Origin of the sequence: Kitasatospora sp. NPDC096140 (assembly GCF_040303045.1) — a bacterium.
In the GTDB taxonomy this organism is placed as follows: domain Bacteria; phylum Actinomycetota; class Actinomycetes; order Streptomycetales; family Streptomycetaceae; genus Kitasatospora.
In genome coordinates, this window is the sequence record NZ_JBEOUW010000021.1 from 34,101 (window position 1) to 50,746 (window position 16,646).

Here is a 16,646-nt window from a genome sequence, read left to right on the forward strand (position 1 = left end):
GGTCTTGCTTTGACTCTTGACAGGGGGTCATGTCCGCGACAGCTTTGGTGGACCCCCACACCGAGAGGTCTCTCATGAAGAAGCCGCTCATAGGCATGCTCGCCACGCTCCTGGCCGCCGGAGCCGCCACCCTCGCCGGAGCCCCCCAGGTCCAGGCCGCCCCCTCGGCCACCGTCAACTTCGCCGGAACGGTCGCGCTCAGCAACTGCTCCGGTTCGCTGGTGCGGATGCCGGGCTCCGCCGCGAGCGACCCCGCGCTCGTGCTCTCCAACGGCCACTGCCTGGAGAGCGGGATGCCCGGCCCCGGCCAGGTCGTCCTCAACCAGTCCTCCAGCCGGACCTTCACCCTGCTCAGCGCCACCGGTGGCCGCCTCGCCACCCTGCGTGCGACCAAGGTGGTCTACGGCGCGATGACCGACACCGATGTGTCGATCTACCAGTTGAACACCAGCTACTCGTCGATCCAGTCCCGGTACGGGATCGCCCCGTTGACCATCGCCGCCACCCATCCCGTCAAGGGCACCTCGATCCGGGTCGTCTCCGGCTACTGGAAGAAGATCTACTCCTGCTCGGTCGACGGCTTCGCCTACCGGCTGAAGGAAGCCGACTGGACCTTCAAGGACTCGGTCCGCTACACCTCGGGCTGCAACGTGATCGGCGGCACCTCCGGTTCGCCGGTGGTCGACGCCTCGTCTGGCCAGGTGGTCGCGGTGAACAACACGATCAACGAGAGCGGCGAGAGCTGCACCCTGGACAACCCCTGCGAGGTCGACCAGAGCGGCGCCGTGACGGTGCACCAGGGCATTGGGTACGCCCAGGAGACGTACGGGATCCCGGCCTGCTTCGCCGCCGGGAACCGGCTTGACCTCACCCTCCCGGGCTGCACCCTGCCCCGCCCGTAGGCGAGCACCGTCGGCACACGCCGTGGGACCACACCGTCGGCACGCACCGTGGGACCACACCGTCGGCACACGCCGTGGGACCGCACCGTAGGCACGCACCGTAGGACCGCAGCCGTTCCGGCCGGAGCACCCGACCGGCCGGAACCCCGGAACCCGGGACCCGGAGCTCGCAGGCCGCACCCCCGGGGCCGGGGCCGAGGCCCGGAACCCCGGAACCCCGGAACCCGAGCCGCCCTCCCGGCAGGGCGGCTCAACCCCAGTGACCAGCACCTTTACCCCGATGGGTCATCCGCCGACGGTGGATGACCCATTCGGCCGTCCACCGGGCGGCCGCCGCACCACCCGCACCGCAGAGTTGTGCCCACGAGGCGGCAGTCATGTCCGTTGACCAGATGGAGAGTTGATGACCACCACGCTGCGAAGGCTGTTGGTTTCCACCCTGCTGATACCGCTGCTCGCGTTCGGCGGACTGGCGTCCCCGGCGCTGGCCGCCGACGCCCAGGGCGCCCCGGAGGCGGGGGCGGCCCACGGCCGGAGCCCCGCCGACGACCCGAACGCCGACATCAAGGCCCGCCTGGCGGCCATCCCCGGGGTGACCATCACCGAGGAGAAGCCGACCGACGCCGACCACCGCTACTTCATCGCCACCTACACCCAGCCGATCGACCACCTCCGGCCCTGGCTGGGCACCTTCCAGCAGCGCTTCAGCCTGCTGCACCGGGGCTACGACCGCCCGACCGTCTTCTACACCAACGGCTACACCCTGGGCACCAACCCGTCCCGCACCGAGCCGACCCGGCTGGTGGACGGCAACCAGGTCTCCATCGAGTACCGGTACTTCACCCCCTCGCGCCCCGAGCCGGCGGACTGGACCAAGGCCGGCATCCGCCAGCAGGCCGCCGACTCGCACCGGCTGGTGACCGCGCTCAAGCGGATCTACCAGCAGGAGTGGCTCTCCACCGGCGCCAGCAAGGGCGGCATGTCCTCCACCTTCTACCGCCGCTTCTACCCGGACGACGTGGCCGGTACGGTCGCCTACGTCGCGCCGAACAACACCGACGTCAACGACTACGCGGCCTACACCGAGTTCTTCCGCACCGTCGGCACCCAAGAGTGCCGGGACCGGCTGAACGCCGCACAGCGCGAGCTGCTGGTGCGCCGCGACCGGCTGGAGGCCCGCTACGTCGCCGACAACAAGGCGGCCGGCTCCACCTTCAACACCCTCGGCACCCCGGACCGCGCGTACGAGGCGGGCGTGCTCGACGTGGTCTGGGCGTTCTGGCAGTACAGCCTGGAGGCGGACTGCGCCAAGGTCCCGGTGGCCGCCACCGCGACCGACGACGAGCTGTACGCCTGGTTCGACGCCCAGTCGGGCATCACCGGCAACAGCGACCAGTCGCTGGCGAAGTACACCGCGTACTACTACCAGGCCGCCACCGAGCTGGGCGCGCCGTTCTTCGACGTCTCGTACCTCAAGGACGTGCTGCACTACGACTACAAGGAGCTCTACTCGGCCCGCTCCTACGTGCCGAAGGAGATCCCGACCGTCTTCAACCCGTACGCGATGCCCGACATCGACCGCTGGGTGAAGCGCGACGGCGAGCGGATCATGTACGTCTACGGGGGCAACGACCCGTGGGGCGCCAAGCCGTTCCGCCTCGGCCGGGGCAGTGAGGACAGCTACGTCTACACCGTGCCCGGCGGCAACCACGGCTCCAACATCGGCAAGCTGCCCGCCGCGCAGTCCGCGGAGGCCACCGCCAAGGTGCTGGAGTGGGCCGGCCTGGGCGATGCGGACGCCGCCCGCTCGCTGGCCAAGTCGCCGCGGTCGATCCCGGCCTTCGGTCCGCTGGACGTCGAGGGGCAGCGCCTGGAGCAGGAGCGCCACCCCCTGTAACGCCTGAGCGAACCGGGCTGTAACGCCTGAGCGAACCGGGCCACCCGAGACAGGAGGCCGCCCCGCTGCCCGGGGCGGCCTCCTTCTGTCGCCGGACGCCGTCCCCCGAAGCTCGAAGTCGTCCCCCGAGGCTCCCGCAGAGCCCCTCCGCCGACGCCCTCTCCGAAGCCCTCCCCTAAGCCCTCCCCGAAGCGGTGAATCAGTGCTTCAATGCTTCCATGGCCTACCGACGCACGCCTGCCGTACAAGCCCGCCTGGACGCCCAGCGGGAGGCGGTGCTGCAGTCGGCGGTCGGGCTGCTCGCGGAGCGCGGTTACGGTGGGTGCACGATGGCCGCCGTCGCGGACCGGTCCGGGATCGCCACCGGGAGCCTCTACCAGCACTTCGCCAACAAGGCCGAGCTGTCGGTGCAGTTGTTCCGCCGGGTGGTCACCCGCGAGATCGAGGCGGTCAACGCGGCCGTCGCCCTGCGGGACACCCCGCAGCGGCGGATCGCCGCCGTGGTCGAGACCTTCGCCGCCCGCGCCCTGCGCGCCCCCCGGCTGGCGTACGCGCTGCTGGTCGAGCCGGCCGACGCGGTGGTGGACGGGGAGCGCCTGGTGTTCCGGCGGGCGTTCCGTGACGTGATCGCCACCGAGATCGCCGTGGCCGTGGCGAGCGGCGAACTGCCCGAGCAGGACCCGGTGTTGACCGCCGCGGCCCTGGTCGGCGCGGTCGGCGAGGCGCTGGCCGGCCCGCTCTCGGCCATGCCCGAGAGCCACGGGGTCACCGACCCCCGGAGGGCCACCGCCGAGGTGGTCCCCGCCCTGGTCTCCTTCACCCTGCGTGCCCTGGGAGGACGCGATGACAGCGACGCATGAGGTCACCAACCAGGTGCCCCTGCCGTACGGACACGACACCGCCGCCGACCCCGCCCTGCTGGCCGCCCTGCGGCGGGCCGGTGCCGGCTGGGTCGAGCCGGAGCTGCGCGAGCTGGGCCGGCTGGCCGGCTCCGAGCAGGCCGCCGAGTGGGGCCGGCTGGCCAACGAGAACCCGCCGGTGCTGCGCACCCACGACCGCTTCGGCCACCGGATCGACGAGGTGGAGTTCCACCCGTACTGGCACGAGCTGATGCGCACCGCAGTCTCGTACGGTCTGCACGCCGCACCCTGGCGGGACGAGCGCCCCGGCGCCCACACCGCCCGCGCCGCCAAGTTCTTCGTCTGGGGCCAGGTCGAGGCCGGCCACACCTGCCCGATCTCGATGACCTACGCCGCCGTCCCGGCGCTGCGCGCGAACCCCTCCCTGGCGGGGGAGTGGGAGGCGCTGCTGGCCGCGAAGGAGTACGACTTCGGGCTGCGCGAGCCGGGCACCAAGCGCGGGCTGATCGCCGGCATGTCGATGACCGAGAAGCAGGGCGGCTCGGACGTCCGCACCAACACCACCACCGCGGCCCCGCAGCCGGACGGCACCTACCGGATCACCGGCCACAAGTGGTTCACCTCGGCGCCGATGTCCGACCTGTTCCTGACGCTCGCCCAGGCCCCGGGCGGGCTCAGCTGCTTTGCGCTGCCGCGCGTCCTCCCGGACGGCAGCCGCAACCGCCTGCACCTGATGCGGCTCAAGGACAAGCTCGGCAACAAGTCCAACGCCTCCGCCGAGCTGGAGTACGACGGCGCGGTCGGCCTGCTGGTCGGCGAGGAGGGCCGCGGGGTGCCGACCATCATCGAGATGGTCAACATGACCCGCCTGGACTGCACCATCGGCGCCGCCTCCGGCATGCGCTACGGCGCCACCCGCGCCGTCCACCACGCCCTGCACCGGCGGGCGTTCGGCAAGGCGCTGGTCGACCAGCCGCTGATGCGCAACGTGCTGGCCGACCTGGTGGTGGAGTCCGAGGCCGCCACCACCGTCGCGATGCGGCTCGCGCAGTCCACCGACCTCGCCCTGGCCGGGGACGAAACCGAGGCGCTGGTACGGCGGTTGGGCCTGGCGGTGGCCAAGTACTGGGTGTGCAAGCGCGGTCCGGCGCACTCCGCCGAGGCGCTGGAGTGCCTGGGCGGCAACGGTTACGTGGAGGAGTCCGGGATGCCCCGGCTCTACCGCGAGGCGCCGCTGGTGTCGATCTGGGAGGGTTCCGGCAACGTCGCCGCGCTGGACGCGCTGCGCGCGATGGCCAAGCGCCCGGAGAGCGTGGAGGCCTTCCTCGGCGAGATCGACGCCGCGGCCGGCGCGGACCGCCGGCTGGACGCGGCCGTCGCCGCGCTGCGCAAGGAGCTCACCGACCTGACCGACCTGGAGTACCGCACCCGTCGGCTGGTGGAGTCGATGGCGCTGGCCTTCCAGGGCTCGCTGCTGGTCCGGTACGGCGACCCGGCGGTGGCCGACGCGTTCTGCGCCGGCCGGCTGGGCGGAGACCACGGCACGGCCTTCGGCACCCTGCCGGCCGGCGTCGACACCGCGGCGATCATCGACCGGGCCCGTCCGGTGCCGGCGTGAGCGAGGCCGCGGAGGTCCGCGCGTTCTGGCAGGCCCTGGGCCTGCCCGGACTCGTCGACGTGCACACCCACTTCATGCCGAAGAACGTCCTCGACAAGGTGTGGGCGTACTTCGACGCGGCCGGCCCGCTGATCGGCCGGCCCTGGCCGATCACCTACCGCGAGGTCGAGGCCGAACGCGTCCGCCGGCTGCGGGAGTTCGGGGTGCGGGCGTTCACGTCCATGCTCTACCCGCACAAGCCGGGCATGGCCGCCTGGCTGAACGCCTGGGCCGTCGACTTCGCCGCGCGCACCCCGGACTGCCTGCACACCGCGACCTTCTTCCCCGAGCCCGAAGCGGCCGGCTACGTGGCCCGGGCGATCGAGGACGGCGCCCGGGTGTTCAAGGCGCACCTGCAGGTCGGCGGCTACGACCCGACGGACCGGCGGCTGGACGAGGTCTGGGGCCTGCTCGCCGAGACCGGCACCCCGGTGGTCACCCACTGCGGATCCGGGCCGGTGGCGGGCAAGTTCACCGGCCCCGGCCCGATCGGTGAGGTGCTGGACCGGCACCCGGGGCTGGTCCTGGTGGTCGCCCACCTCGGCATGTCCGAGTACCGCGACTTCCTCGACCTCGCCGAGCGCCACCCGTCCGTCCGGCTGGACACCACCATGGCGTTCACCGACTTCGCCGAGGCCGACGACCCGTTCCCGCGCGAGGAACTGCCGCGACTGCGCGGCCTGCAGGACCGGGTCCTGCTCGGCAGCGACTTCCCCAACATCCCGTACCGGTACGTCCACCAGTTGGAGGCGCTGGCCGGGCTGGGCCTGGGGGAGGAGTGGCTGCGGGCGGTGTGCCACGACAACGCGGCAGGACTCTTCGGCATCGGGACCGGAGGCTGACCTCCGCGCCGGTGGCCGGCCAGCGCCGGAGGCCGGCCGCCGCACGGGCGGTCGGCCACCGATGCGGGGCACGACCGCCCCTACCGGGCATGATTGCACCGGGCACGACCGCACCGGGCACGACTGCCCGAGCGGGGGCCGGTCACCGCACCGCGCGCAGCACCTCCAGGGCCCGCGCGTGCAGACCGGGCGCGGCGACCAGGATGCCGTCGGAGCCGGCCGTCCAGTCCGCTCCGGCGGTGTCCGTCACCGCCGCGCCCGCCTCGCTCGCGATCAGTGCGCCGGCCAGCAGGTTGCCGGCGTCCTGCCCGTACTCCCAGAACAGCGCCAGGTGTCCGGAGCCGACCTGGGCCACCTGCAGTGCGGTCGGGCCGAGGTTGCGCACCGCGAGCACCGCGCCCGCCATCGCGGACAGCGACTCGCCCGCCCGGCGCAGCGCCACCGGGTCCCCGGCCACCTGAGGCGGCTGGCTGGTGGCGGCGACGGTGATCGCCAACTCGCGCTCCAGCGGGGCGATCGGGCGCCCGTCCAGCTCGGCGCCGCCGCCCAGGACCGCCCGGTAGCTCCGCCCGCCGTCCAGCTGCGGCGCGTGCACCACGGCGAGCACCGCGGCGCCGTCCCGGACCAGCGTCGCGGTGACCGCCCAGTGCGGGTGGCCCAGCAGGTACTGCACCGCGCCGTCGGTCGCGTCGCACAGCCACCACTCGCCGTCGGCGGGCACCGAACCGTCCAGCTCCTCCGGCACCCAGCCGGCCTGCGGACGCAGCGCGCCCAGCCGCTGCCGCAGTTCGGCGGCGGCCGGGCCGTCCAGCTCGGCGAAGCGGGCCCCGGCCTCCTCGACCGTCCGCGCCGTGATCGGCTCGGTGGACCGACGGGCCGCCAGCTTCGCGCCGACCTCGCGCACCGCGGCCTCCACACCCCGGACCAGCGTCCACAGCTCGTTCGTCACGGTGACTCCTCGTTGTTCCCGGGCCGGTCCGCTCCGGCCCCACGGGACAAGGAGTACCGTCAGGGCTGCCGAACAGGACGTACGAGCCGCCAGGAGTAGCGGGGATCGGACACCATGAACCTCTCCACTGCTGATCCGGACGCGGTGCTCGACGCCCTCGACCGCCGCCTGGTCTGCGCCCTGCAGGTCGACGGGCGGGCCGAGCCCGGCCGGATCGCCGAGGTGCTGGGAGTCTCCGCCCGGACGGTCACCCGCCGCCTGGCCCGGATGCGGCAGGCCGGGGTGCTGCGGGTGGTCCGGATGCCCGACGTCGAGGACGCCGCCGTGGGTGCGCTGCTGCTGCGGGTCCGGGTGCTGAGCGGCCGGGTGGACGCCATCGCGCAGGCACTGGCCGACCGCTCCGACGTCCCCTTCGTCGATGTGATGCTCGGCGGCCACGAGGTCGGCGCGGTCGTGCTGACCGACGCCGGTGCCCGCGACCGGCTGCTGTACGGGCAGTTGCCCGCGACCAGTGCGGTCACCGAGACCACCACCCACGCCGTGCTGCACGCCTTCGCCGACGCCGGGCAGTGGCGGGCCGGCCACCTCACCGAGGAGGAGGCTGCCGCGCTCGCCCGGCCCGCCGTGCCCCGCCCCGCCGCGCCCCCGCCCCTGGACGACCTCGACCGCGCGCTGCTGGAGCGGCTGGGCGAGGACGCCCGGCAGTCCCACGCGGCCCTGGCCGCGGCCGTCGGCGCGCCCGAGTCGACGGTGCGTCGCCGCCTGCACCGGCTGGACGAGCTCGGCCTGCTGCGCACCCACGTCTCCGTCGACCCGCAGCTGCTCGGCATGGCCGTGGACGCCAACCTCTGGCTGGACGTGCCGCCCGGCCGGCTCGCCGAGGTCGGCACGGCCCTGGCCGGCCACCCGCAGGTGCACGGGGTGTTCGCGACCAGCGGCCCGAGCAACCTGCTGGCCACGCTGTTCTGCGCGGACCACGGTGAGCTGTACCGCTTCCTTACCGACACCCTCGGTCCGCTGGGGGTCGCCCGGGCCGAGACGACGATCACCGCCCGCGCGGTGAAGCGGGCGGGTGTCCTGCTCCGTCAGCCGCCCCGGCGGCCGTGACGGGGGACGGGGGGAACGAGGCCGGAGGGGTGCAGGCGCGCACGGCCGGCGGAGGACCGGGAGAACGGGGAGGAGACGGAGCAGAAGGAGGCGGTCGGACGGCCCGTTACCTGCGGGGTAATCGACGCCGGGCGCCGGTCCGGGCAGGGTGGAGGCAGCTCGGTGCGGCCGCCACGGCCCCGGGCCCCCACCCCTGACAGGAGGCGATCCGCCATGTCCGTCCACGCGAACTCCCTCACCCCCGCCCGGCCGGGATCCGCCTTCTCGCCGTGGACGGTGCGCGGCATCCTCGGCCTGGACGCCCTGGTCACCGGCGGCAACGGCCTGGCCTACCTGGCCTTCGCCGGCCCGCTCGGCGACCTGTTCGGCGCGGGCCGCGCCACCCTGGTCGAGCTCGGGCTCCTCCTCACCGGCTACGCGGTGGCGGTCGGTGTGCTGGCCACCCGCCAGCGGCCGCCGCGGACGGCGGTGCGGGCGGTGATCGACCTCAACCTCGCCTGGGTGGTGCTCAGCCTGGTCGCGATGGAGGTGTGGCTGGAGCCGACCACCGCGGGCTTCGTCTGGATCCCGTTGCAGGCCGCGGCGGTGGGCCTGTTCGCCGTCCTGCAGTTCACCGCGCTGCGCCGGACGGCAGCCGGAGCCGACCCCGGTGTGAGCGGCACCCCGAGCTGACCCCGGGGAGCCGGCCTCGGGGAGCCGGCCCCAGGGAGCGGACCCCGGTGCGGGCGGTCGTTACGGCTGACGCTCCGGCCCCACCGAGGACTGCAGGAACCGCACCGTCTCCGCGTCGGCCGGGAGGAAGGTCTCCATGGCCAGCTCGGAGACGGTCACATCCAGCGGGGTGTTGAAGGTCGCGATGGTGGAGAGGAAGGAGAGCACCCGCCCCTCGTGGCGGATCCGGATCGGCAGCGCGAACGGGAAGCCGTCCTCGGCCGGCCCGTCGGCCGCTCCTTCCGCCGGGTCGGCGTCCGGCTCGGGGTAGCCGCGGACCTCCTCGTACAGCTGCCGCAGCGGCTCGGCGCGGACCAGTTCCAGCCGGCGCTCCATCCGCTCCAGCAGGTGCCGCCGCCACTGCCCCAGGTTGACGATGCGCGGCGCCAGCCCCTCCGGGTGGAGGGTGACCCGGACGGCGTTGAGCGGCGGCTGCAGCAGGTGCGGGGCGATCTCGTCCAGGAGCAGTCCGAGCGAGCGGTTGGCCGCCAGCACCCGGAAGCTCCCGTCGACGACGACCGCCGGGTACGGGTCGTGGGCGGCCAGCAGCCGTTCCATGCCGCCGCGCAGCGCGGCCATCGAGGGGTCGTCCAGCGGCGTCTCGGGGTAGTGCGGGGCGTAGCCGGCCGCGAGCAGCAGGGTGTTGCGTTCGCGCACCGGGACGTCCAGCTGCTCGGCCAGTCGCAGTACCAGCTCGCGGCTGGGGCGGGAGCGGCCGTTCTCGACGAAGCTGAGGTGGCGGGCCGAGGAGTCCGCCCGCAGGGCCAGTTGCAGCTGGCTGAGCTGCCGTCGTTCCCGCCAGCCGCGCAGCAGCGGTCCGACCCCGGTTCCCGTCGGGCTGCCCATGCCCGCCATGATCGTCATGGCCCAGGACGGTACTCGAACGAGCCTGTTCCGCGGGAGGGGGCGAGGGGGGATCGGCCGGATCAGACGCCGGTGCTGGAGCCCGGCCGGATGACCATGAGGACCACGACCACGGCCCACAGCAGGTTGAACACCCCGGCCGTCATCGGCAGCAGGCGCAGGCCGTCGACGGCCTTGGTGCGCTGCTCGTCCGCCGGGTCGAGGGCGAGGGCGTCCACGGCGGCCTGCTGGCCGGGCAGGACGAAGAGCAGCAGGGAGAGCGCGGCGATCGCGGTCAGCACCATGGAGACGATGACCCAGGACTGGCCGATCACGTCCATCACCTGGGCCAGGCCGATGCCCAGCACCGGCACGGCGACCCCCAGCAGCGCGTAGACCTGGGTGATCCGGTGCAGGACGCGCAGCACACCGGCGTCGGAGGCCTGGTCCGGGCCGCCGGCCAGCGCGGCCTTCGCCCGGCGCGGGAACATGCTGACGGCCACCGCGACCGGGCCTATGAACAGGACCGAGACGAGGACGTGCAGGCTCAGCAGGAACTTGGCCATGGCGGGGCACCCTTTGGATCCGGTGGGCAGCTGGGGAGCGGGCGCGCGCGGTCGGCGTGCCCACGACCAGGCACGCTAACACCGCTTATTCACGGGCCCACCGCTCGGGTGGGCGGTTGCGGAAGGCCCTCGCCCACCCCCGCCCCGGCGAGGGCGGCCGTTCAGCCCGCCGTCGTCAGTTCCACGATCCGCGGCGCCGCGGTGCCGACCGCCGCGACGGCGGCGCCGTGCTCCGGGTCCGTCCAGTCGAGCAGGTGCAGGTCCTCGTACCGGCTGCGCAGCGGCTCCCCCGGCGGTACGGCCAGGGGCAGGGCGGAGAGGTCGATCCGGCCGAGGGTGTCCAGGGTGGCCCGCCCGATCTTGATCAGCGATTCCTTGCGCACCCAGAGCCGCAGGAACGCCCGCTCGGGTTCCGGGTCCGCCTCGACCAGGGCGAGTTCCTCCGGGGCCAGCACCCGGCGGGCGACCGCGCCCAGCGAGCCGCCCCGGGCGGCCAGTTCGACGTCCACGCCGATCGGCTGGTGACCGGCGCCCGCGGCGACCACGCCCTTGGTGTGCGAGAGGCTCACGTGCACCCCGGGGTGGTCCGGCAGGTACGGCTTGCCGTGGTCGGCCAGCCCGCAGTCCGGGCACTGCTGGGCGAGCACCAGGCCGGCCGCCGGCACGCCGAGCAGCCGGGCGGCGCAGAGCCGGACCAGCAGGTGCCCGGCGGTGAAGTCGACCCGCCCGGACTCGTGCCGGAAGCGCGCGGCGCGCTCCCGTTCGAGGGCGGTCAGCAGGTGCTCGTCCGCCTCGGGGTGCCGCAGCACGGCGTCGGCGGACGCGACGGCGACGAGCGGCGCGCTCTGGTCCTGGGCCTCGGTGGTCATGCGTCCAACCTAGCTCCATGCCGGGATCCGTCGGCGGGGTCGTCGCCCGGTGGCCGAGGCCCGAGTGCTGCTGCGCCGTCCGGGTGAGCTTTCGGACCCGTCCTGAGGGTCCATAGGGGATGAATAGTCCGATTTAAGGTTGGATGCCCCGGAAATGTGGGATTGACGTCAGATAACACGGAGCATGGCAGGTCATTCGGCCTGCCCTTTTCTCATGCGCGGAGGAATTGTCGATGGGTCAGGCCACCGGTTCGCCGGATCACAGAACGACCGCCGTGAGAACGCCCGCCTCCGGCGGCCGCCGCGCCGTCCGGGTGGCAGTGGCCACCGGCGTCGCCGCGCTGCCGCTGGCCGCCGTGCTGACGGTCGGTTCGGCCGCTCCGCTGGCCCCGCCGCTCGGCGCCTGCACCGGACCGGACTGCCCGGCCACCTGGCCGGCGCCGAACAACGGCGACTTCACCGGCCGGGACTCCACCATCAACGTCTTCACCGGCGGCGACTACACCGTGAACGGCCGCGCCGCCGAGGCCGAGGGCAAGATCGTCGCGCTGGGGAACCTGACCGTCGAGAAGGACGGCGGCGGCGTCTACAACATGGGTGTCGTCGGCGTCGGCTCGCGCGTCCCGCCGCCGGACGGCAGCGACTTCGTGACCACCGGCGGGAACGTCGACGTCCGGCGGGGCAACCGCATCCTGATCGGCGGCAGTGACTCGCACGGCCAGGCCTTCGGCAACCTGCGCCACGCGGGCGGCGTGACCGGCACCGTCAACATCGACCCCACCGGCCGGTCGATCCAGGACGACGACGCCGCCGCGCCCTACCGGGCGGTGCTGACCCGGATCGAGGAGACCTCCGACTGCGTCGGGCGGGCCACGGCGACCGGCACCGTCGACATCTCCTCCAGCACGGCGACCTTCACCGGCGACGGGACCAGCGCGAGGCAGGTCTTCAGCGTCACCCGGGACCTCGCCTCGCCGACCGGCGGGCAGATCGGCCTGGTCTTCACCGGCATCCCGGCCGGCGCCACCGTCGTGGTGAACATGCTCGGCGACAGCCCGGTCATCAACACCTACACGGGCACCGCCCTGCCGGGCGACCAGACCACCGAGATGCGCTCGAAGCTGATGTACAACTTCCCGACCGCGACCTCGGCCCGGATCCTCGGCAGTGCCCAGTTCCAGGGGTCGGTCCTGGCCGGGAACCCGGCCGGCACCACGACCATCGCCCAGGCGGGCATGAACGGCCGGGTGTACCTGGCGGGCAGCCTGATCCACACCGGCACCGGCGGCTACGAGATCCACAGCTACCCGTTCGACGGGGACCTGCCGGAGTGCACGGTGACGCCCAGCCCGTCGCCGACCTCCACCTCGCCGTCGCCGACCTCCTCGCCGACGTCGCCGGCGCCGACGTCCCCCACCCCGCCGCACCCGACCTCGCCACACCCGACGTCACCGCATCCGACCTCGCCGCATCCGACGTCACCGCACCCGACCTCCCCCAGTCCGAGCCGCCACTCGCCGTCGGCCAGTGGGAGTCACCACCACTCGCCGTCGGCCGGCGCCTCTACCTCAAGCGCGGGGCCGGCCCCGAGCAGTCACCACCCGACCTGGCATCCGAGTGGGCAGCCGACCGGCCACCACCCCGGGGACGGCGGTGAGCTGCCCTCCACCGGCGCGGGCAACGCCCCGGTGGTCTTCGGCCTGGCGGGCGTCGGCCTGCTCGGTCTCGGCGGTCTGGCCGTGATGGCCGCCCGTCGTCGCGGCCGCCACGGCTGACCAGCTGACGGGCCTGAACGCCTGAACGCCAGGACGCCTGGCCGCCGTCCCGGGCCGCCCGAGTCGATCCGACCGGGCGGCCCGGGGCGTTCCCGGGTGTCGGCCCTACTGCGGCGCCGGGTACTGCGCGAGCCCCGAGGCGAGCAGGTCGAAGGCGCGTTCCACCGTCTCCCGGATCCTGTTCCGGACGGCCTCGGCGGGTTCGCCGGCCACCATGGCCCGCCGGATCTCGCCGAGCACCGCGCGGTGGGCCCCCGCGATGGCCCCGGCCACCACGTGGGGGAGCGGGTCGTCCTCCGCGGCTCCCGTCTCCTCGGCCAGGACGGCCGCCAGGGCCGCCTCGGCCCGCTCGCCGAGTTCCAGCAGCCGGGCCCGCAGTGCCGGGCTGTCCGCGACGATCTGCCAGAACGCGGCCATCCGCGGGCTCAGCCCGATCGTCGGCTCCCCGTCCGCGAGCGCGGCCAGCAGGTCCGCCCGGACGGCGGCCGCGGCGGACCTGCCGGGCGGGCGGTGCCGGACCACCTCGGCGAGGTGCGCGACCACCGCGTCCTGCCGGTCGAAGAACAGGTCCTCCTTGGTGGGGAAGTAGTTGAAGACCGTGTTCGGGGAGACCCCGGCGGCCCGGGCGACCTCGACCACCGTGACCCGGTCGAAGCCGCGCTCGGCGAACAGGCCCATGGCGGTGTCGGCCAGGAGTTCCCGGGTCTGCTGCTTCTTGAGTTCACGGAGTCCCATGGCCGGATCCTACGCCAGGACCATGGTGTCACATCAAACTTGCAGTGACACCAAAATTATCGGCTACGGTGGCGGCATGACCTTCACCTTCGGCATCTATCCCGGCGGACTGCTCGGAAGCGACACCGGCGTGCTCGCTCCCGTCCGCCCCGACGACCCGGCGCTGATCACCGCGGCCCTGCGCGAACTCCAGGGCGGGGCGGCCGAGTTCCTGGTCCGCGCCTACCGCTCGTACGCCGACCCGGGACACGCCCCCGACCGGCCCGAGCAGTACGCCGTCGAGGGGCGGAAGCTCGACCTGGTGCTCCAGTACCGGGACCGCAGCGGGGAGTCGGCGGGCTGGCTGGACTTCGTCCGGCGCACCGTCCGGGCCGAGGGCCACCGGGTCGCGGTGCTTCAGATCTGCGAGGAGCCCAACCTCGACCTGCCGCCCGTCGACGGCAGCATCCCGAACGTCCTCCGGGCGCTGGTGGCGGGCGTGATCGCGGCCAAGGAGGAGGCGCTGGCCTGCGGGTTCGACCGGCTGGCCGTCGGCTTCAACGCGGTGCCGTCCTTCGACCCCGCGGACACCTTCTGGTCCGAGCTCGGCGAGCTCGCCGACGAGCGCTTCCACCGCGCCCTGGACTACGTCGGCGTGGACTTCTTCCCGGACGTCTTCCGGCCCGTCCCGGCGGACCGGCTCGCCGACGCGGTGCGGGCGGTGGTCACCGGATTCCGGCGGGACTGGCTGCCCAGGGCCGGCATCGGGCCCGCCGTGCCGCTGCGGATCTGCGAGAACGGGTGGCCCACCGGTCCCGGTCGGAGCGAGGCGCGGCAGGCCGAGGTGGTCGAGGAGGTGGTCCGGACGGTCGTCGAGCTGGCCGCCGAACTCACCGTCACCGGTTACGCGTTCTTCGCGCTGCGGGACGCCGACAGTGCGGGTGCGGGGCTCTTCCCCCACTTCGGCCTGCTGCGCGACGACTACTCGCGCAAGCCGGCCTTCGACACCTACCGGAAGCTGGTGGCCGAACTGTCCTGCTGAGGGGGCTGGTTCGTCTCGAAGAAGCGGGCCACCGTGCGGCGCCGGGCGGCGACGTCGTGCACCGGCTCGCCGATCACCCGCCCGGCCAGGGCGATGGCCAACTCGCCGACGTCCTGCCGGAGCAGGTCGGCCGCGGTGGCCCGGTCGGCGGCGATCTGCGCGCGGCCGGTGGCCAGCAGGGCGTCCCGGGCGCGCAGGCCCTCGGCGCGGGCCGCGGCGATCGCCGCCGCGCCGCGTTCGGCGTAGTCCGCCCGGATCCGGGCGGCCTCGTGCCGGGCCGCCGCCAGTTCCCGCAGATGGGCGTCCCGGACGGCGTCGGCCTCGGCCTGCAGGGCCTCCGCGCGTTCCATCCGGCCCTCGGTGGCCTCCCAGCGCTCGGCCTGCACCCGCTCGATGCGGGGGAGCAGGTGCCGGCCGAGCACCCAGAGGACCAGGAGGAACAGTGCCAGGCCGAGGCCCAGCGGGGCCGGTTCGGGCTTGAGCGGGCCGAGTTCGAGGTTCACGCGACCTCCCCGTGGGCTGACGTACCGTCAATCGGCAGTCTCCCCTGGGTCGATGGTGATCGAACTCGGCGCGGGCATGACCTTCGTCACGGTGAGGCACCGGTCCGGGCGCCGGCCCGCTGCAGCAGCGGGCCGGCGCCCGGACCCCACGGAGGCACCCGGCCTCACTCGGCCGAACCCGCCTACGTCACCTCGCCCCGGCGGGAGAAGCGCTCCGCCCGCCACTCGCCGCTCTCCAGCACCTCGGCCAGCTGCCGGGCGGCGTCCCACACCTCGGTGTACGACAGGTAGAGCGGGGTGAAGCCGAAGCGCATCAGGTCCGGCGCGCGGAAGTCGCCGATCACCCCGCGCTCGATCAGTGCCTGCACCACCGGGTAGCCGTCGGCGTGCCGCAGGGCCACCTGGCTGCCGCGGCGGGCGTGCTCGCGCGGGGTCACCACCTCGATGCCGTCCAGGCCCTCGGTCAGCTCGATGAACAGGTCGGTCAGCGCCAGGCTCTTCGCCCGCACCGCCGCGAGGTCGGCCCGCTCCCAGACGTCCAGCGAGGCGCCGAGGGCGGCCTGGCCGAGCAGCGAGGGCGAGCTGGTCAGGAAGCGGCCGATGCCCTGCTTGGGGTCGTACCCGGGCTCGAACGCGAACGGGCGGGCGTGCCCGAACCAGCCGCTCAGCGGCTGCAGCGGACCGGCCGCCAGGTGGCGCTCGGCGACGTACAGGAAGGCCGGCGAGCCGGGGCCGCCGTTCAGGTACTTGTAGGTGCAGCCGATCGCGAAGTCCACGTTCGCGGCACCGAGTTCGACCGGCAGCGCGCCCACCGCGTGGCACACGTCCCAGATCATCAGCGCGCCCGCGGCCTGCACCCGGGCGGTGATCCCGGGCATGTCCAGCAGCTCGCCGGTGCGGTAGTCCACGTGCGAGAGGACGACCGCGGCGACGTCCCCGTCCAGGTGCCGGTCCAGCTCCTCCGGCCGGATCAGCACGCTGCGCGCGCCCTCGACCAGGCCGGTCACGCCCTCGGCGATGTACAGGTCGGTCGGGAAGGCCTCGGCGTCGCCGAGCACCGTGCGCCGGCCGGGGCGCAGGCCCAGCGCGGCCGCCAGCACCTTGAACAGGTTCACCGAGGTGGTGTCGCAGACGACGACCTCCGCCGGATCGGCCCCGATCATCGGCGCGATCCGCCGGCCCAGGCGGTACGGCTGCTCGAACCAGCCGGCGTCGTTCCAGCTGCGGATCAGCTCCCGGCCCCACTCCTCCTCGACCACCTGGCGCACCCGCTCCGGCGTGCGCACCGGCAGCGCGCCCAGCGAGTTGCCGTCCAGGTAGATCACCCCGTCCGGCAGCGCGAACTCCTTGCGGAACGCCGCCAGCGGGTCGATGGCGTCCAGCGCCTCGCACTCCTCGCGCGTGGTCAT

16 protein-coding genes are annotated in these 16,646 nt (G+C 73.8%); 9 read left to right on the forward strand and 7 right to left on the reverse strand.

The genetic code is table 11. The features are described 5' to 3' along the window. Positions 1 to 74 precede the first annotated feature (74 nt). The 5 genes from ABT048_RS22365 to ABT048_RS22385 all read left to right on the forward strand — a co-directional run bounded on the left by ABT048_RS22365 (position 75) and on the right by ABT048_RS22385 (position 6,158). Positions 75 to 902, forward strand: coding sequence for a S1 family peptidase (locus ABT048_RS22365; protein ID WP_350523207.1), 828 nt, complete (start codon positions 75 to 77; stop codon positions 900 to 902). Positions 903 to 1,305: 403 nt separating this feature from the next. Then, complete coding sequence (locus ABT048_RS22370) at positions 1,306 to 2,799, forward strand: S28 family serine protease (protein ID WP_350523208.1); 1,494 nt, start codon at positions 1,306 to 1,308, stop codon at positions 2,797 to 2,799. A gap of 218 nt (positions 2,800 to 3,017) precedes the next feature. After that, positions 3,018 to 3,659 carry a TetR/AcrR family transcriptional regulator gene (locus tag ABT048_RS22375; protein ID WP_350523209.1) on the forward strand — a complete coding sequence of 214 codons (642 nt, stop codon included), beginning with the start codon at positions 3,018 to 3,020 and terminating at the stop codon, positions 3,657 to 3,659. Continuing rightward, on the forward strand, positions 3,643 to 5,277 hold the full coding sequence (locus ABT048_RS22380) for an acyl-CoA dehydrogenase family protein (RefSeq protein ID WP_350523210.1): 1,635 nt from the start codon (positions 3,643 to 3,645) through the stop codon (positions 5,275 to 5,277). Before ABT048_RS22375 ends, ABT048_RS22380 begins: the two co-directional genes overlap by 17 nt. Continuing rightward, complete coding sequence (locus ABT048_RS22385) at positions 5,274 to 6,158, forward strand: amidohydrolase family protein (RefSeq protein ID WP_350523211.1); 885 nt, start codon at positions 5,274 to 5,276, stop codon at positions 6,156 to 6,158. Before ABT048_RS22380 ends, ABT048_RS22385 begins: the two co-directional genes overlap by 4 nt. A gap of 142 nt (positions 6,159 to 6,300) precedes the next feature. Here the strand turns inward: ABT048_RS22385 and ABT048_RS22390 are convergent, their stop codons facing one another. Next, entirely contained in the window at positions 6,301 to 7,107 is an 807-nt protein-coding gene (locus ABT048_RS22390) for an inositol monophosphatase family protein (RefSeq protein WP_350523212.1), read from the reverse strand. A gap of 114 nt (positions 7,108 to 7,221) precedes the next feature. Between ABT048_RS22390 and ABT048_RS22395 the strand changes: the two genes are divergently transcribed. After that, positions 7,222 to 8,214: an Lrp/AsnC family transcriptional regulator gene (locus ABT048_RS22395; protein ID WP_350523213.1), complete on the forward strand. Its 993-nt coding sequence runs from the start codon at positions 7,222 to 7,224 to the stop codon at positions 8,212 to 8,214. A 213-nt stretch (positions 8,215 to 8,427) separates the two neighbouring features. Next, on the forward strand, positions 8,428 to 8,886 hold the full coding sequence (locus ABT048_RS22400) for a hypothetical protein (RefSeq protein WP_350523214.1): 459 nt from the start codon (positions 8,428 to 8,430) through the stop codon (positions 8,884 to 8,886). A gap of 60 nt (positions 8,887 to 8,946) precedes the next feature. Here ABT048_RS22400 and ABT048_RS22405 read toward each other — a convergent pair whose 3' ends face one another. The 3 genes from ABT048_RS22405 to ABT048_RS22415 all read right to left on the reverse strand — a co-directional run bounded on the left by ABT048_RS22405 (position 8,947) and on the right by ABT048_RS22415 (position 11,203). Next, positions 8,947 to 9,789: a helix-turn-helix domain-containing protein gene (locus ABT048_RS22405; RefSeq protein WP_350523215.1), complete on the reverse strand. Its 843-nt coding sequence runs from the start codon at positions 9,787 to 9,789 to the stop codon at positions 8,947 to 8,949. A 62-nt stretch (positions 9,790 to 9,851) separates the two neighbouring features. After that, positions 9,852 to 10,334: a hypothetical protein gene (locus ABT048_RS22410; RefSeq protein ID WP_350523216.1), complete on the reverse strand. Its 483-nt coding sequence runs from the start codon at positions 10,332 to 10,334 to the stop codon at positions 9,852 to 9,854. Between the two features lie 161 nt (positions 10,335 to 10,495). Next, positions 10,496 to 11,203, reverse strand: a complete 708-nt coding sequence (locus tag ABT048_RS22415; RefSeq protein WP_350523217.1) for a 4'-phosphopantetheinyl transferase family protein — start codon at positions 11,201 to 11,203, stop codon at positions 10,496 to 10,498. Positions 11,204 to 11,478: 275 nt separating this feature from the next. Here ABT048_RS22415 and ABT048_RS22420 point away from each other — a divergent pair, with 275 nt between their 5' ends. Then, entirely contained in the window at positions 11,479 to 12,978 is a 1,500-nt protein-coding gene (locus ABT048_RS22420; protein ID WP_350523218.1) for a choice-of-anchor A family protein, read from the forward strand. Between the two features lie 105 nt (positions 12,979 to 13,083). Here ABT048_RS22420 and ABT048_RS22425 read toward each other — a convergent pair whose 3' ends face one another. Next, entirely contained in the window at positions 13,084 to 13,713 is a 630-nt protein-coding gene (locus ABT048_RS22425) for a TetR family transcriptional regulator (protein WP_350523219.1), read from the reverse strand. On the opposite strand from ABT048_RS22425, the gene ABT048_RS22430 reads away from it, so the two are divergent. Continuing rightward, complete coding sequence (locus tag ABT048_RS22430; RefSeq protein WP_350523220.1) at positions 13,712 to 14,734, forward strand: hypothetical protein; 1,023 nt, start codon at positions 13,712 to 13,714, stop codon at positions 14,732 to 14,734. The two genes, ABT048_RS22425 and ABT048_RS22430, sit on opposite strands and share 2 nt — an antisense overlap. Here ABT048_RS22430 and ABT048_RS22435 read toward each other — a convergent pair. Continuing rightward, the gene (locus tag ABT048_RS22435; protein ID WP_350523221.1) at positions 14,701 to 15,237 is read right to left on the reverse strand and encodes a F0F1 ATP synthase subunit B; all 537 of its coding nucleotides are present in this window, start codon (positions 15,235 to 15,237) and stop codon (positions 14,701 to 14,703) included. The two genes, ABT048_RS22430 and ABT048_RS22435, sit on opposite strands and share 34 nt — an antisense overlap. 182 nt (positions 15,238 to 15,419) lie before the next feature. Continuing rightward, positions 15,420 to 16,646, reverse strand: coding sequence for a kynureninase (gene kynU / locus ABT048_RS22440; protein ID WP_350523222.1), 1,227 nt, complete (start codon positions 16,644 to 16,646; stop codon positions 15,420 to 15,422).

Bases quoted from the DNA above. Each gene is read 5' to 3' on its own strand.
- ABT048_RS22365 (WP_350523207.1), top strand. From the start codon at position 75: ATGAAGAAGCCGCTCATAGGCATGCTCGCCACGCTCCTGGCCGCCGGA.
- ABT048_RS22370 (WP_350523208.1), top strand. From the start codon at position 1,306: ATGACCACCACGCTGCGAAGGCTGTTGGTTTCCACCCTGCTGATACCG.
- ABT048_RS22375 (WP_350523209.1), top strand. From the start codon at position 3,018: ATGGCCTACCGACGCACGCCTGCCGTACAAGCCCGCCTGGACGCCCAG.
- ABT048_RS22380 (WP_350523210.1), top strand. From the start codon at position 3,643: ATGACAGCGACGCATGAGGTCACCAACCAGGTGCCCCTGCCGTACGGA.
- ABT048_RS22395 (WP_350523213.1), top strand. From the start codon at position 7,222: ATGAACCTCTCCACTGCTGATCCGGACGCGGTGCTCGACGCCCTCGAC.
- ABT048_RS22400 (WP_350523214.1), top strand. From the start codon at position 8,428: ATGTCCGTCCACGCGAACTCCCTCACCCCCGCCCGGCCGGGATCCGCC.
- ABT048_RS22405 (WP_350523215.1), bottom strand. From the start codon at position 9,789: ATGACGATCATGGCGGGCATGGGCAGCCCGACGGGAACCGGGGTCGGA.
- ABT048_RS22410 (WP_350523216.1), bottom strand. From the start codon at position 10,334: ATGGCCAAGTTCCTGCTGAGCCTGCACGTCCTCGTCTCGGTCCTGTTC.
- ABT048_RS22415 (WP_350523217.1), bottom strand. From the start codon at position 11,203: ATGACCACCGAGGCCCAGGACCAGAGCGCGCCGCTCGTCGCCGTCGCG.
- ABT048_RS22430 (WP_350523220.1), top strand. From the start codon at position 13,712: ATGGCCGGATCCTACGCCAGGACCATGGTGTCACATCAAACTTGCAGT.
- ABT048_RS22425 (WP_350523219.1), bottom strand. From the start codon at position 13,713: ATGGGACTCCGTGAACTCAAGAAGCAGCAGACCCGGGAACTCCTGGCC.
- kynU (WP_350523222.1), bottom strand. From the start codon at position 16,646: ATGACCACGCGCGAGGAGTGCGAGGCGCTGGACGCCATCGACCCGCTG.